The organism is Isoptericola halotolerans (genome assembly GCF_013149785.1).
In the GTDB taxonomy this organism is placed as follows: Bacteria; Actinomycetota; Actinomycetes; order Actinomycetales; family Cellulomonadaceae; genus Isoptericola; species Isoptericola halotolerans.
In genome coordinates this window covers 142,861-157,937 of record NZ_JABEZU010000003.1, presented here as the reverse complement: position 1 = coordinate 157,937, position 15,077 = coordinate 142,861, and the positions used below count along the sequence as shown (strand labels likewise).

Annotated in this window: 15 protein-coding genes; 1 reads left to right on the top strand and 14 read right to left on the bottom strand. The window is 71.5% G+C overall.

Going from position 1 to position 15,077, the window contains the following annotated elements; genetic code table 11:
* Positions 1-9 precede the first annotated feature (9 nt).
* The 11 genes from HDG69_RS12685 to pdxT all read right to left on the bottom strand — a co-directional run bounded on the left by HDG69_RS12685 (position 10) and on the right by pdxT (position 11,723).
* Positions 10-1,185 carry an ATP-dependent DNA ligase gene (locus tag HDG69_RS12685; protein ID WP_171784190.1) on the bottom strand — a complete coding sequence of 392 codons (1,176 nt, stop codon included), beginning with the start codon at positions 1,183-1,185 and terminating at the stop codon, positions 10-12.
* 70 nt (positions 1,186-1,255) lie between these two features.
* Entirely contained in the window at positions 1,256-3,598 is a 2,343-nt protein-coding gene (locus HDG69_RS12680) for a RelA/SpoT family protein (RefSeq protein ID WP_171784189.1), read from the bottom strand.
* Positions 3,599-3,648: 50 nt separating this feature from the next.
* Positions 3,649-4,224: an adenine phosphoribosyltransferase gene (locus HDG69_RS12675; protein WP_171784188.1), complete on the bottom strand. Its 576-nt coding sequence runs from the start codon at positions 4,222-4,224 to the stop codon at positions 3,649-3,651.
* Positions 4,225-4,234: 10 nt separating this feature from the next.
* Entirely contained in the window at positions 4,235-5,335 is a 1,101-nt protein-coding gene (secF, locus tag HDG69_RS12670; protein WP_171784187.1) for a protein translocase subunit SecF, read from the bottom strand.
* Positions 5,335-7,314: a protein translocase subunit SecD gene (gene secD, locus HDG69_RS12665; protein ID WP_343036427.1), complete on the bottom strand. Its 1,980-nt coding sequence runs from the start codon at positions 7,312-7,314 to the stop codon at positions 5,335-5,337. Before secD ends, secF begins: the two co-directional genes overlap by 1 nt.
* An 81-nt stretch (positions 7,315-7,395) precedes the next feature.
* A complete protein-coding gene (yajC, locus tag HDG69_RS12660) occupies positions 7,396-7,833 on the bottom strand; it encodes a preprotein translocase subunit YajC (protein ID WP_343036426.1) in 438 nt (145 codons plus the stop codon).
* Positions 7,834-7,895: 62 nt separating this feature from the next.
* A complete protein-coding gene (gene ruvB / locus HDG69_RS12655; protein ID WP_343036425.1) occupies positions 7,896-8,999 on the bottom strand; it encodes a Holliday junction branch migration DNA helicase RuvB in 1,104 nt (367 codons plus the stop codon).
* A complete protein-coding gene (ruvA, locus tag HDG69_RS12650) occupies positions 8,992-9,600 on the bottom strand; it encodes a Holliday junction branch migration protein RuvA (protein WP_171784186.1) in 609 nt (202 codons plus the stop codon). Before ruvA ends, ruvB begins: the two co-directional genes overlap by 8 nt.
* The gene (gene ruvC, locus HDG69_RS12645; RefSeq protein ID WP_171784185.1) at positions 9,597-10,196 is read right to left on the bottom strand and encodes a crossover junction endodeoxyribonuclease RuvC; all 600 of its coding nucleotides are present in this window, start codon (positions 10,194-10,196) and stop codon (positions 9,597-9,599) included. The genes ruvA and ruvC overlap by 4 nt, the downstream gene beginning before the upstream one ends.
* A gap of 70 nt (positions 10,197-10,266) precedes the next feature.
* Positions 10,267-11,028: a YebC/PmpR family DNA-binding transcriptional regulator gene (locus HDG69_RS12640; protein ID WP_171784184.1), complete on the bottom strand. Its 762-nt coding sequence runs from the start codon at positions 11,026-11,028 to the stop codon at positions 10,267-10,269.
* 68 nt (positions 11,029-11,096) lie between these two features.
* The gene (gene pdxT, locus HDG69_RS12635; RefSeq protein ID WP_171784183.1) at positions 11,097-11,723 is read right to left on the bottom strand and encodes a pyridoxal 5'-phosphate synthase glutaminase subunit PdxT; all 627 of its coding nucleotides are present in this window, start codon (positions 11,721-11,723) and stop codon (positions 11,097-11,099) included.
* 351 nt (positions 11,724-12,074) lie between these two features.
* Here pdxT and HDG69_RS12630 point away from each other — a divergent pair, with 351 nt between their 5' ends.
* Complete coding sequence (locus HDG69_RS12630) at positions 12,075-12,881, top strand: CPBP family intramembrane glutamic endopeptidase (RefSeq protein ID WP_216645596.1); 807 nt, start codon at positions 12,075-12,077, stop codon at positions 12,879-12,881.
* 39 nt (positions 12,882-12,920) lie between these two features.
* On the opposite strand, the gene HDG69_RS12625 is transcribed toward HDG69_RS12630, so the two are convergent.
* From HDG69_RS12625 to HDG69_RS12615, 3 genes are read right to left on the bottom strand one after another with little or no spacing between them, the layout of a single operon-like run.
* Positions 12,921-13,781: a hypothetical protein gene (locus HDG69_RS12625; protein ID WP_171784181.1), complete on the bottom strand. Its 861-nt coding sequence runs from the start codon at positions 13,779-13,781 to the stop codon at positions 12,921-12,923.
* The gene (locus HDG69_RS12620; protein ID WP_171784180.1) at positions 13,774-14,559 is read right to left on the bottom strand and encodes a hypothetical protein; all 786 of its coding nucleotides are present in this window, start codon (positions 14,557-14,559) and stop codon (positions 13,774-13,776) included. Before HDG69_RS12620 ends, HDG69_RS12625 begins: the two co-directional genes overlap by 8 nt.
* Positions 14,556-15,077 carry a signal peptidase I gene (locus HDG69_RS12615; protein ID WP_216645594.1) on the bottom strand — a complete coding sequence of 174 codons (522 nt, stop codon included), beginning with the start codon at positions 15,075-15,077 and terminating at the stop codon, positions 14,556-14,558. The genes HDG69_RS12620 and HDG69_RS12615 overlap by 4 nt, the downstream gene beginning before the upstream one ends.

Here is a 15,077-nt window from a genome sequence, read left to right as displayed (position 1 = left end):
GTCCGGGAATCATCGGTCCCCCGTGCCCGGAGCACCGGGCAGCAGGCTGGCCAGGTCGTAGCCGACCGGCTCGACGAGCTGGTCGTAGGTGCAGCTCGCCGGCTCACGGTCAGGACGCCACCGCTTGAACTGGGCCGTGTGCCGGAACCGCGCACCCTCCATGTGGTCGTAGCCGACCTCGAGGACGCGCTCGGCACGCAGCGGGGTGAAGGACAGGTCCTTGCCGGCGCTCCACCGCGACTGCGCGCCGGGGCGCCGTCGCCCCGCCGTGCCGTCGGCGACCGCCGGGTCCTGCCAGTCGGCCCACGGGTGCCGGCCCGCCTCGGAGGACCCCGGCTCGAGCATCAACGGGGCCAGCTCGTCGTACAGGGCTGCACGACGGGCGGCAGGGAAGGACGCCGCCACCCCGACGAACTGCAGCGTCGTGCGGCCGTCCGTGCTGTCGTCGGTGCGGTCCTGGTAGAGGCCCAGGAGCAGCGAGCCCACGAGCGGACGCTCCGGCGTCGAGGTCTTGTGCTCGCGCAGGCCGGCCAGCACGACGTCGGCGGTGCGGGCGTGCTTGATCTTGAGCCAGCCCCGCTTGTTCGGCTCGTACGAGCTGTCGGAGGGCTTCGCGATCACGCCGTCCAGCCCCGCCCCCTCGAACGTCTCCAGCCATCCACGGGCGACGGCGGCGTCGCCCGTGCGCGGCGTGGCGTGCACCTGCGGTCCGTGCAGTGCGAACCCGTCGAGACGCTCCAGCCGTTCGGACAGCGGCCGGTCGCTCAGGTCCTCGTCGCCCTCGGCGAGCACGTCGAAGACCACCAGGCTGGCCGGCACCGTCGACGCGAGCAGCCGGACGCGTGACTCCGCCGGATGGATCCGCTGACTGAGCGTGTCGAAGTCGAGGCGCGCGACGTCACCGGGCCTCTCCGGAGGGCGGGCGACGACGATCTCGCCGTCCACGACGCACCGCGGCGGAAGCTCGGCACGCACGGCCTCGACGACCTCGGGGAAGTACCGCTGCATGGGCTTGGTGTTGCGGGAGTCGAGACGGACGTCGTCGCCGTCGCGGTAGACGATCGCCCGGAAGCCGTCCCACTTCGGTTCGTACACCCAGTCGGCCCGGCCGTCGGGCTGATCAGGCACAGCAGCGACCGCGCGGGCTAGCATCGGTCGGATCGGGGCTTCCAGAGGAAGGTCCATGGGGGTGAACCTACGCCGTGACGCCAGGGGGCGCTCGGTGTCAGGCGAGCCGTGTCGGGCGGACCGGTCGTCAGGCGTCCGCCGGCGCCTCCGGGGCGACGCTGCCGACGTCGGCGGCCTTCGTCCCGGTGATCCGGTAGACGTCGAAGACCCCGTCGATCTTGCGGGCTGCGGCCAGCACCTGCTGCAGATGGGCCGGCTCGGCCATCTCGAACACGAACCGGGAGATCGCGATCCGATCGGTCGAGGTCGACACCGTCGCGGACAGGATGTTGACGTGGTGGTCGGACAGCACCCGTGTCACGTCGGACAGCAGCCGCGACCTGTCGAGAGCCTCGACCTGGATCTGCACGAGGAACATCGTGTTCGCCCCCGTGGTCCACTCGACGTCGACCATCCGCTCGGGCTGGGAGCGCAGCTGGACGATGTTCGCGCAGTCGGCGCGGTGCACGCTCACCCCGGCACCACGGGTCACGAAGCCGACGATCTCGTCACCCGGTACCGGCGTGCAGCACTTGGCGAGCTTGACCCAGATGTCCTCGACACCCTTGACCGCCACCCCCGGGTCACCGGTCGACCGGGACCGGCGTGTGGCCTGACCAGGACGCGCGGCCTCGGCCGTGTCCTCCGCCGTGCCGTCCTCGCCGCCGAGCGACTTCACCAGCGACTCGACCACGTGCTGCGCCGAGACGTTGTTCTCGCCGACCGCGGCGTACAACGCCGTCACGTCCGCATAGCGCAGCTCGTTCGCCAGGCCCACCAGCGTCTCGTGGCTCAGCAACCGCTGGATCGGCAGGTTCTGCTTGCGCATCGCCTTCGTGATGGCGTCCTTGCCCCGCTCGACGGCCTCCTCGCGCCGTTCCTTGGTGAACCACTGGCGGATCTTGTTGCGGGCCCGGCCGGACTTCACGAACGCCAGCCAGTCCTGAGAGGGCCCCGCGGTGTCGGCCTTCGACGTGAGCACCTCGACCACGTCGCCGTTCTGCAGCGGAGAGTCGAGCGGCACGAGACGGCCGTTCACGCGGGCACCCATGGTGCGGTGACCGACCTCGGTGTGGACCGAGTACGCGAAGTCGACCGGGGTCGCTCCGGCGGGCAACGCCATGACCTCGCCCTTGGGGGTGAAGACGTACACCTCGGCCGCGCCGATCTCGTAGCGCAGCGAGTCGAGGAACTCCCCCGGGTCGGCCGTCTCGCGCTGCCAGTCGACGAGCTGGCGCAGCCAGGCCATGTCGTTCGCGCGCGGGTCCTTCGAACCGTCCTTCGCGGCCCGGGCGGACTCCTTGTACTTCCAGTGCGCCGCGACCCCGAACTCCGCGCGCCGGTGCATGTCGTGCGTGCGGATCTGGATCTCCACCGGCTTGCCGCCCGGCCCCACCACCGTCGTGTGCAACGACTGGTACATGTTGAACTTCGGCATCGCGATGTAGTCCTTGAACCGCCCCGGTACCGGGTTCCACCGGGCGTGCAGCGCGCCGAGCGCCGCGTAGCAGTCGCGGACCGAGTCGACGAGCACCCTCGTGCCGACGAGGTCGTAGATCTCGGCGAAGTCGTGCCCCCGCACGATCATCTTCTGGTAGATCGAGTAGTAGTGCTTCGGCCGGCCGGTGACCGTGGCCCGGATCTTGGCACCACGCAGGTCCGCCGAGATCTGCTCACGCACCACCCCGAGGTACTCCTCACGGGCCGGAGCACGCTCGGCGACGAGGTGCACGATCTCGTCGTACACCTTGGGGTACAGAGTCTGGAAGGAGAGGTCCTCCAGCTCCCACTTGATGGTGTTCATCCCGAGGCGGTGGGCCAGGGGCGCGTAGATCTCGAGCGTCTCGCGAGCCTTGCGGGACGCCGACGAGCCCGACACGTACTTCCAGGTCCGTGCGTTGTGCAGACGGTCGGCGAGCTTGATGACCAGCACGCGGATGTCCTTGGCCATCGCGACGACCATCTTGCGCACGGTCTCGGCCTGCGCAGCATCGCCGTAGGTGACCTTGTCGAGCTTGGTGACACCGTCGACGAGCATCGCGATCTCGGCGCCGAACTCCCGGGTGAGATCGTCCAGCGAGTAGTCGGTGTCCTCGACGGTGTCGTGCAGCAGTGCCGCCGCCAACGTCGCCCCGTCGAAACCGAGCTCTGCGAGGATCGTGGAGACCGCCACAGGATGCGTGATGTACGGGTCCCCGGACTTGCGCTGCTGTCCACGGTGGGCCTTCTCCGCGGTGGCGTAGGCCCGCTCCAGGACGCTCAGGTCGCTCTTCGGGTGGTTGGTGCGCACGGCCTGCAGCAGCGGCTCCAGCGCCGGGGTGTTCGCCGGGGCACCGCGGACACCCAGACGCACGAGCCGGTTCCGGACACGGTTCCCCGTGCCGGGGCGAGGGGCCTCGGCGGCGCGCTTGACCTGCGTCTCGTCAGCCACGGGCACCTCCTTCCACCAACGCCGGTCGGGCGACGTGCGGGACGGCAAGTCTACGACTCCGCTCGCAACAGGGTGTCGACCGTCCTCCCGGCGAGCCGTTCACGACCGCCCAGCCCGGCGAGCTCGAGCAGGAACGCCAGGCCGGCGACGACGGCGCCGCACCGCTCCACCAGGGTGGCTGCGGCCCGAGCGGTCCCGCCGGTGGCCAGCACGTCGTCCACCAGGAGAACACGGGAACCCGGTCGGAGTGTTCCGGTGCGCAGCTCGATCGACGCCGAACCGTACTCGAGCTCGTAGTCCACGCGTTCCACCGGGGGCGGCAGCTTGCCGGCCTTGCGCAGCGGCACGAAACCGACTCCCAGCCGGGTGGCGAGCGGCGCGCCCAGGAGGAAACCTCGTGCTTCCATGCCGGCGACGACGTCGATGCCGCCGTGCGCCTCGGCCAGGTCGGCGAACGCCTCGATCACGTCCCCGAAGGCCCCGCCGTCCGCCAGGAGCGGGGTGATGTCGCGGAAGACCACGGGCGGGTGCGGGTAGTCCGGGACGTCCCGGACGAGCGCCCGCACCTCGGCCGCCCTGTCCGGGCCGAGCCCGGACAGGGCGACGAGCGAGATGTCGTCCGTCATGCCGGTGGTGTCACCGTGCACGCTTGCGCCTCGGCTGCGCAGCGTTCCCCTGGTGGTGGCCCGGGATGAGCTGCGAGCGACCGGCGGCAGCGGCGGCGAGCTCGGCCTCCTCGCCCCCCGACGCGGCGAGCTCCTGTCGCAGCGCCAGGACGCGCTCCGTGTGCTCCCGGTACTTGGGGTCCCGCTCCCGGAGGGCCACGTCGAGCGGCGTCGCCAGGAAGATGGAGGACGTCGCCCCCACCAGGATCCCCACGAAGAGCGACAGCGACAGGTCCCGCAGCGTGCCCGCACCCAACCACAGCGCGCCGATGAACAGGATGCCCGCCACGGGCAGCAGCGACAGGACGGACGTGTTGATGGAGCGCACCATCGTCTGGTTCACACCCAGGTTGGCGCGTTCGGCATACGTGTTGCGCGTCTGGTCCAGGACGCCGGCGGTGTTCTCCCGCACCTTGTCGAAGACGACCATCTTGTCGTACAGCGAGAAGCCGAGGATCGTCAGGAAGCCGATGACGGTCGAGGGTGTGACCTCCCAGCCGACCAGCGCGTAGACGCCCGCAGAGATCAGCAGGTCGGAGAGCATCGCGAGGATACCCGCGACCGACATCTGCCAGGCGCGGAAGTAGATCGCCATGAAGACCGCAGCGGCGAGCACGAAGACGATGGTCGCCCACAGGGCCCGCTCCGAGACGCGCTCTCCCCAGGTCGGTCCGACGAACGACGCATCGACCGCCTGCGGGTCGACGCCGTAGGCGTCTGCCAACGCCTCGACGACGGCCTGCTCCTCGGCACCCTCGACCAGGGTGGTCTGGACACGGACGGCGCTCCCGCCCAGGACCGCGACCCGGGGCTCCTCCTCGGGGAGGATCTCCTGGACCGCCTCGATGCCCACCGACTGCTCGGTGGTCTGGGCCTGGGTGACGGTGAACTGCGAGCCGCCCCGGAAGTCGATCCCGAGCGTGAGGCCCTTGATGCCGAGGACGAGGATCGCGGCCACGCCGAAGGCGGCGACGATCGAGAACCACAGGCGCCGCTTCTGGACGATCGGGTACGAGCGCTGACCCGTGTACAGGTCGTTGCCCCACCGGGCGAAGTTGAGCTTGCCGGCCATCAGCGGTTCTCCTCGTTCGTGCCGGAATCAGTGGGGGCGTCCTCGCCCGTGACACCGGGGTCGTCGCCGATCCCGTCGCGCTCGGCGCGGCGAGCCGCGGCCCGGCGCTCGGCGATCGTCATCCGACCGCCCGCAGCGGCCGCCGCACCCTTCGCACCGCTACCGGCCAGGACCGGCTGCCGTTCCTGCGGGTCGTCCGGCGAGCTGGTGGAGGGCGCACCCGCCGGCGCGGAGAAGCGCCCGGCCCCCACGTACCGGGGACCCTTGCTGCCCCGGAGCCGGTCCGGGGACAGGCCGGACAGGGGGTGCCCGTCCCGGAAGAACGGAATCTTGGTCATCACCTGCATCATCGGGTGCGTGAAGCAGAACACGACCAGGATGTCGACCAGGGTCGTCAGACCCAGTGTGAAGGCGAAGCCCTGGACCCCTCCCACGGAGATGAAGTACAGGATCACCGCCGACATGAGGTTCACCGTCTTGGCGGCCAGCACGGTACGCCGGGCCCGCTTCCAGCCGCGTTCGACAGCCATCGCCAAGGAGCGTCCGTCCCGCAGCTCGTCACGGACGCGTTCGAAGTAGACGACGAACGAGTCCACCACGAAGCCGATCGCCACGATCAGGCCGGCCACACCCGCGAGCGACAGCCGGTAGCCCATGGTCCACGACAGCAGGTCGATCGCCACGAAGGTGATAGCGCCTGCGACCAGCAGCGAGACCACGGTCAGCAGGCCCAGCGCCCGGTACTGGAACATCGAGTAGACGACGACGAGCACCATGCCGACGAGACCCGCGATCAGGCCGTTGCGCAGCTGCTCCGAGCCGAGGGTCGCCGAGATGGTCTCCTGGCTCTGGACCTCGTAGGCGATCGGCAAGGACCCGAAGCTCAGCTGGTTGGCCAACGTGGCCGCCGAGTCCCGGGTGAAGTTGCCGGAGATCTGCGGGCGGCCGTCGGAGATGATCACGCCAGGCGCCAGCGACGGTGCGGAGATGACCAGCCCGTCGAGGACGATGCCGAACTGGTTGCGGGGCTCCTCGAGGCCCTGCAGGCGCTGCGTGGTGTCGCGGAAGTCGGCCGTGCCCTCGGCGTCCATCTCCATGAAGACGCCCCACTCGTTGGTGACCGAGCCGTTCGGCCCCGGCACCAGGCCGGAGCTGGCCGTCGTCACGTGCGTCCCGTCGACCTCCATCGGTCCCAGGATGTACTTCATGAAGCTGCCGTCGTTGGCGCAGGTGACCAGCACCAGGTCCGGGTCGTCACCGCCGCCGCCGATCAGGTTCTCCGGGTCGGTGCAGTCCAGCGCGTCGAACTTCTCCTGCACGGCCGGCGTGATCTGCGCCAGGTCGGAGAGGTCGGTGGGGTCGACCTCGGTGGCCTCCTCCGCGATGCGTGCGTCGACGTCGGCGGCGGAGCCCTCCTCGGCCGCCTCGTCGGAGCCTTCCTCGGCCCCGTCGTCAGCGCCGTCCTGGGCCCCGTCGTCAGCGGCATCCTCGGCCCCGTCGTCAGCGCCGTCCTCCGTCGCGGGCTCGTCCTCTGCGGCTTCGTCGGCGGGCAGGCCCATCGTGTACGTGAGCACCGGGCGGAACCGCATCTGCGCGGGCTGCGAGACCAGGTCGATCGTCGCCTGGTCCACCTCGCCCGGGATGCCGACCACGATGTTGCCGCCACCCTGGTTGGCGATCTCGGCCTCGGCGACACCCGAGGAGTCGATGCGCTGCCGGATGACGTTGATCGACTCGTCGATCGCCTCCTCGGTGATCTCCGAGCCGTCGGTGGAGATCGGCGTCAGGATGATCTGGGTGCCACCCTGCAGGTCGAGGGCGAGCCCCGGCGTCGGGGTCGCACCGTCAGGGTTGTCGTCCGACTTCGGATCGAAGTAGATCCCGGCGAGCAACGCCGCGAACGGCACCACCATGGACAGGATCGCGAAGACCACGAGCGTGCGTACCGGACGCGATCGCTTCGTGCTGGAGTTGGCCACTTGGTTCTCTTCCCGTGTGCGCGCGGCCGCCGTGGCCGACGCGTGATGGCGCCGACCGGGCGGACCCGGCCGGCGCGGAGGTCACTTGTCCTCGGTCTCGCCGTTCTCCCGGCGCTTGCTCTCCTTGTACTCCCGCTGCGCGGTGTCCAGCCCGGAGAGGTCGTCAGGAACGTCGACGTTACCGTCTGCGGGGGCGATGCTACCCGCATCGTCGGTCGCCTCGGCCTCGGCCGGCTCCTCCGCCTCGTCGACCGGCCCGGAGGTGTCCGTCCGCTTGGCGATCGCGGCCCGCAGCCAGCGCGTCTGCGTGCCCGGGGTGGACTCGATCGTGATGGTGTCGGACTCGTCGTCGATCTCGACGATCGTGCCCACCATCCCGGACCCGGTCATGACCTCCTGACCCGGTGCGAGCGCAGAGCGGAACTCCGCCTGCTGCTTCTGCTGCTTGCGCGTGCGCGAGCTCATGAAGAACATGAGCGCCGCCAGCACGACGAAGAGGATGATGATCGAGGGGTCCACGTAGCGTCAGTCCTTCGGCCGGGTGCGGGTGTCTGCTCAGTCTAGAGGTCGCCGCAACGGCCTCAGACCTCGTCGAACAACGTCCGCGACCGCCCGGTGGTTCCCGGTTCCACCGTCCCGCTCCCGGAGGCCCACGTGCCCGGGGGCGGCTCCAGCCCGAGGTGGTGCCACGCCTCGGCCGTCGCGACCCGACCGCGCGGCGTGCGGGCCACGAGACCCTCGCGCACCAGGTAGGGCTCGGCGACCGTCTCGACCGTCTCGGGCTCCTCACCGACCGTCATCGCCATCGTCGTCAGTCCGACCGGCCCGCCGCCGAACCGCCGGCACAACGCATCGAGGACCGCACGGTCGAGCCGGTCCAGACCGATGGGATCGACCTCGTAGACCTCGAGCGCCGCCCGCGCCGCGCGCAGGTCGAGCACCCCGTCGCCGCGCACCTGGGCCCAGTCGCGCACCCGTCGCAGCAGACGGTTAGCGATCCGAGGAGTCCCCCGGGACCGGCCGGCGATCTCGTGCGCCGCCTCGTGGCGGATGTCGACGCCGAGCAGCCGGGACGAGCGCAGGATGACCTTCTCGAGCTCACCGGCGCCGTAGAAGTCGAGGTGCCCGGTGAACCCGAACCGGTCGCGCAGAGGTGCCGGCAGCAGCCCGGACCGGGTGGTCGCGCCCACCACGGTGAACGGCGGCAGCGCCAAGGGGATCGCGCTGGCCCCCGCACCCTTGCCGACGACGACGTCGACCCGGAAGTCCTCCATCGCGACGTAGAGCAGCTCCTCGGCGGGCCGGGCGAGGCGGTGGATCTCGTCGATGAAGAGGACCTCGCCCTCCTCCAGCGAGGACAGGACCGCGGCGAGGTCACCCGCGTGCTGGATCGCCGGTCCGCTCGTCACGCGCAGGGACGTCCCGAGCTCCGCGGCGATGATCATCGCCAGGGTCGTCTTGCCGAGCCCGGGCGGTCCGGAGAGCAGGACGTGGTCCGGCGCGGTGTCGCGGGCGAGAGAGGCCTGCAGCACGAGCGAGAGCTGGTCGCGCACGACCCGCTGGCCGACGAACTCGTCGAGAGTCTTCGGCCGGAGCGCGGCCTCGGCGGCTCGCTCGACCTCGTCCGCGCCGGACCCGACCAGGCGTTCGCCGAGCGAGCCGGGGTCGATCTCGCCGTCAGCCACGGGGACCCAGCCGTCGCAGCGCGGCCCGCAGGGTGCCCGGGACCTGCGCCTCGTCGACGACGTCGGCGCCCTCGTCCGCGAGGACCTTGGCCACGGCGTCCTCCGCCACCTTGGACGACCAGCCGAGACCGGTCAGCGCCTCCACGACCTGAGCGCGGGCGTCCGCCGGCGCGACGACGCGCAACGCGCCGTCGTCGCCCGGAGCCCCGAGCTTGCCCGTCAGCTCCAGCACGATCCGCTGGGCGCTCTTGGCCCCGATGCCCGGTACCCGACGCAGGGTCGCCGTGTCCTCGGCGGCGATCGCCCGCCGCAGCGCGTCCGGGGTCAGGACGGCCAGCATCGCCAGGGCGATGCGAGGGCCGACACCCGAGACGGACTGCGCCGTCTCGAAGACCTCACGCTCGTCGGCATCGGCGAAGCCGTAGAGGGTCATCGACTCCTCGCGGACCACGAGAGTGGTCTGGAGCCGGGCAGGCTCCCCGGGACGGAGCCCGGCGAGGGTCGCGGGCGTCGCGTGGACCAGGTATCCCACGCCCTGGACGTCGAGCACGGCACGGTCCAGCGACACCTGCGCGACGGTGCCTGCCAGCGAAGCGATCACCGGGCACCCTCCTTCCCTCGAACACTCGTACGATACCGTGCCGGGGCCCTGGAGCGGCGTTCCGCCGCCGCCCACGCGCGTTGCGCCGCCGTCGCCTCGTGCCGGTCACCGCCCTGGAGCGCGCCGGCGGGGCGCCACAGGTGCGTGATCGCGAGCGCCAGCGCGTCCGCGGCGTCGGCCGGCTGCGGCGCCGCCCGCAGGCTCAGGATGCTCACGACCATGCGCTGCACCTGCTCCTTGCCGGCGCGGCCGGATCCCGTGACGGCGGCCTTGACCTCGCTGGGCGTGTGCAGCGCGACCGGCACGCCGCGCCGGGCGGCGGCGACCATGGCCAGACCGGCCACCTGGGCCGTCTCCATCACCGTGCCCCGGTTGCTCTGCGCAAAGACCCGTTCGACGGCGACGACGTCCGGCGTGTGCTCGTCCAACCAGCCGTCCAGGCCGTCCGCGATCTCGAGGAGCCGCAGGTCGGTGCTCGTCTCCGGCGCCGAGCGCAGCACCCCGACACCGACGAGGTCCGCACGCCGCCCGGGCCGGGAGTCCACGACCCCGACACCGCACCGGGTCAGACCCGGGTCCACTCCCAGCACTCGCACGGCGTCACTGTCTCACGCAGCACCGACAGTTCCGAGGAGCGTGGCCGGGCGGCGTGCTCCGTGTCGGTCCTCAGTCCTCCGAGTCGAGGGCCGCCATGACCTCGTCGGAGGCGTCGAAGTTCGCGTAGACGTTCTGCACGTCGTCGCTGTCCTCGAGGGCGTCGATGAGGCGCATGATCTTGCGAGCGCCCTCGACGTCCACCTCGACCTGCATCGACGGGTGCCAGACCGAGTCCGCGGAGTCGTACTCGAGCCCGGCGTCGACGATGGCGGACCGGACGGCCACCAGGTCGGTCGCCTCGGAGAGCACCTCGATGTAGTCGCCCTGGTCCGTGACCTCCTCCGCGCCGGCGTCGAGCGCCGCGAGCATGACGTCGTCCTCGGTGACGCCGTCGGCCTTGGGCACGACGACGAGGCCCTTGCGGGAGAAGAGGTACGACACCGAGCCCGGGTCGGCGAGGTTGCCGCCGTTGCGGGAGAAGGCGGTCCGCACCTCGGCGGCGGCGCGGTTCTTGTTGTCGGTGAGGCACTCGACGAGCACCGCGATGCCGTTGGTGCCGTAGCCCTCGTACATGATCGTCTGGTAGTCGACGGCGTCGGCGCCCTCGCCGGACCCGCGCTTGACCGCGCGGTCGATGTTGTCGTTCGGGACCGAGGACTTCTTCGCCTTCTGGACGGCGTCGAACAGCGTCGGGTTGCCCGCCAGGTCGCCACCACCCGTGCGCGCAGCGACCTCGATGTTCTTGATCAGCTTCGCGAAGAGCTTGCCCCGCTTGGCGTCGATCGCGGCCTTCTTGTGCTTGGTCGTGGCCCACTTCGAGTGACCTGACATGCCTCTCCCTGACTCCCTACGTTCCCGATGGCACTTTCACTGGCGTCGAACGGTAGCGGGGAACCTGCTCAGCCGCCCGCGACCATGCTGACGAACAGCCGGTGCACGCGCGTGTCCCCCGTGATCTCCGGGTGGAACGCGGTGGCGAGCAGCGGACCCTGCCGTGCTGCGACGATTCTACCGGCGGCCGCCACGGCACGGCCCTGGGTATCCACGGCCGGGATCCGCGACAGCACCTCGACGTCGCGCCCGGCCTCCTCGATCCAGGGAGCGCGGATGAACGCGGTGCGCACCGCACCCCCGTCGGAGACTCCCACGACGTCGAGGTCGGTCTCGAACGAGTCGACCTGCCGGCCGAACGCGTTGCGCCGCACGACGACGTCCATCCCGCCGATGGTCTGCTGGTCGGCCGTGCCGTCGAGGATCCGGTCCGCGAGCAGGATCATCCCGGCGCACGAGCCGTACACCGGAAGACTTTCCTTGATCCGGGCCCGCAGCGGGTCCCGCAGCTCGAAGATGCGCAGCAGCTTGTCGATGGTCGTCGACTCCCCGCCGGGGAGCACGAGCCCGTCGACGAGGGCCAGCTCGTCCGGTCGCCGCACGGTCACGGCGCGGGCGCCCACGGAGGCGAGGGCGGTCAGGTGCTCACGGACGTCGCCCTGCAGGGCCAGGACGCCGATGGTCGGAGTACTCACAACCGTCCATCCTACGACCGGCCGCGGGGCCGGACGCCGCGCGGTCGGACAGCCGGAACGACCCGGAGCTCGTGCGGAGGGTGTGCGCCACCTCACAGCCCCGAGGCTTGAGCCGGACGCGACGTCAGGGTCTGGACTTGCTCAGGCAAGCACCCATCACCCGATCACGGCAGAAGAGGACGAGACAGCGTGCGTTCCCACGGAGACCAGAAGGCCCTGGCCAGCGGGCCTGACCGGGCACCAGTTCCACCAGCATCAGTTCCGCCCGGGGTGGAGTACCACCGGGTCCTGGCGGGAGACGAGCGTCGCATCGGTCGCGGCCTCCTGGCCATCACACTTCTCATCGGCGGCATGTTCGCCTTCATCCTCGTCTTCTACTACCTCGGTAGCTGGGTCGACGGGCTGCTCTCGCCGGGCGCGCCGGGCGACGAGGGTCGGGTCCTCACCCCGGTGGCGCACAGCGCCAGCCTGATCGCCACCGCGCTGCTCGTGCCCTGGAGCATGGTCCTCCAGCGCTGGCTCTACGGAGTGCCTGGCGCATCGCTGACCTCGGTGGTCTCTCGCTTCCGCTTCGGCCTGTTCGGGAGAGCGCTGCTGGCGATCGGCCCCGCACTGCTGATCACCTTGGCCGTCGCGGAGCACATGACGCCCTACCGGACCACCGAGTGGCTGCAGAGCGACGTGATCTGGCTGCTCGTCGTGAGCCTCGTGCTGCTGCCGCTGCAGGCCGCGGGAGAGGAGTACGGCCTGCGCGGGCTCGTCTTCCGCATCGCGGCGAGCTGGGGGCGCGGTCGGACGACGTCGCTGATCCTGGGGATCGGCGTGTCCTCCCTGATCTTCTCCGTGATCCACACCACGGGGAACCCGATGTGGAACGCGTTCTACGTCATCTTCTCCGTGACCGCGGCGTTCATCACCTGGCGCACCGGCGGGCTCGAGATCGCGATCGTGCTGCACGCCGTCGTGAACACGCTCACGTTCGTCTTCTGGATCGCGCTGAACGCCGATCTCGCCGAACGGCTCGACCGTTCCGCGCCCGTGAGCCTCAGCCTGGTGATCTTGAACAGCCTCGTGTTCGTGGGTGCGGCGGTGGTGGTGTGGCTGCGCACCCGGCGCTCGGGTCCGGTGCTGACGCCGTCCGGCCCGATCGAGCAGTAGCCCCGGAAGGAGGCCGGCCCGCTCAGCTCCCGGACGCCGTCAGCCGCACAGCGACACCACGGCGACCGTGTAGCTGCGCGTGTTGGACGGCACGGAGGTCCACGTCGTCTGGCCGAAGTTGCGCTGCGCCCGCACCCAGGCGGTACCGCCGTTGATCGCCGTGACGATCGTCCGGCTCGTCCCGGTCTGGGTGGCGGTCTGCGAGCCGCCTGCCCCGAAGTTGACGAGGTACGACGTCGCCCCGGTCACCGCTGTCCAGTTGAACGTCACCGAGAGCACACCCAGCGGTCCGCAGCTCAGGACCGGCGCGGCAACGACCCCCGCGCTCACCGCCCCGCTCGTGATCGTGCCCTGGTCGGTCCAGGACGTCCCCGGCAGCGTGGCCGTCAGGGTGGTCGTCACCCCGCCCGACTGCCCCTGCGTCGCCGTCGGTGCGGTCGCGGACAGCCCGACCGCCAGGCACAGCGACGCGGTCCCGCCGGCCGCGATCGTGGTGGTCGCCCCGGAGCCACCGCTGCACGAGGGCCCGGTGTCGGTCCCGCCGAACGTCGCCAGGGTCGTGAAGGCCGTGGTGAGGCTGCCCGTCCGGGTCATCGTCGCGGTGACGGTCACGGACCGGCTGCTCGCGTTGCGGACGGTGACGATCTCCGAGTCCCCGCTGCCGGGGAACGCGCCGGTCAGGCTCAGCGCCGGGAACGCCACCGTGCCACCGGGACCGACGAGCTCGTTGCCCAGGCCGGCGACCTGCACGTCGACCGTCCCCGCGGCGACCGGGTCCGGCGCGTCCGTCTGTGCGTCCACCACCCACCACGCCCAGGCCGGTCCGGCCGAGCCGATCAGGACGAGCGCGAGCAGCACGGCGAGGACGACGCCGGGAGCCCTCCTGCGCGGGTCACGCACGGGCGCCTCCCCGGTCCCTGCGGATCGATCGCAGCACCGCCCCGCCGACGAGCGCTGCCACGGCGAGCGCGAGCAGCCGGGCGGTGTCGCCACCAGTGCGCGGCAGCGGCCCGCGCGACGTGACAGCGTCCGGGGGGCCGGCATCGGGCGAGCTGCCGCTCGCCTCTCGACCGGACACCCCGCCGGGGTCTGCCCCGCCGGCCGCTCCGTCGGGCGCTTCGTCCCCGGGCGGCGGCTCCTCGTCGTCGACGACCGGGTCCCCCTCCAGGACGACGGAGACGCCCAGGTGCGCCGTCGTCCCCTGCGTCGCGTTCCCGCTGTCGGGGTCGAAGGCCACCTCCAGCTCGATGGGCTGCACCGCACCGCGGCCCAGGGCGAGCGGCGCGGACCCGCCGTCGTGCCGGCGCCCACCGTCGGTCCGCAACCGGACCTCGAGGGCCTGCACGAGCTCGGGGTCACCGTCGAGCGTGACGGAGACGTTCCCGCGCGCCCGGCTCGGCCCGTCGTTGCGTACGAGCAACGACGCCCGCTCGACGTCGCCCGGCACCCACACCCGCTCGGCGTCGAGCAGTGGCACACCGAGGCTGCGGGACCACTGCTGACCGTCCACGCTCAGGGCGACCGCGGGCCGCTCGTCGGCGACGGCGACGGCGGCCTGTGCCGGGAGGACCGCTCCCGCCGGGCCCGCCACGGCCAGCGCCACCGCACCCGTCAGACCGGAGCCGACGACGGCCGCTGCGCACCGTGCCGCCCGGCCGCGACGCGGCCGCGCGCTCACGTGCCGGCCCTCGCGCGTCGCGCCCTGATCTCGCCGGCCAGGAGCCAGCCCGCGTAGCCGAACAGCCCGACGGCCACGATCCCGCCCAGAGCCTGTCGCTGCTGGCCGGACGCGAGGCTGGACACGTGGCCGAGCCACGGGACGGCGTACCAGAGGGTGCCGCGGACCTGGACGGCCCGGACGGGCGTGACGTCAGCCACCTCGTTGGCGTCCCCGCGCGTGACGAAGGTCCGCTCCCCGCCCGCGGTGGTGCCGAGACCCACCACCCGGTGCGTCACGACGGTGGGCTCACCGGAGCGCAGCTGGTACGTCAGGACGTCGCCCGTCGCCACGGCAGCGGTGTCCACGGGCCTGACCACCGCAAGCGTCCCGGGGCCGAGCGTTGGTTCCATCGACCCGGTCGCCACCGTGTACGGCGTCGCTCCCGCCACGCGGGGCACCAGGACGCCGAGGAGCAACGCGACGCCCGCCACCACCAGGACGGCGGCGGCGAGGCCGCGTCCGGCGAGTCGGAGCAC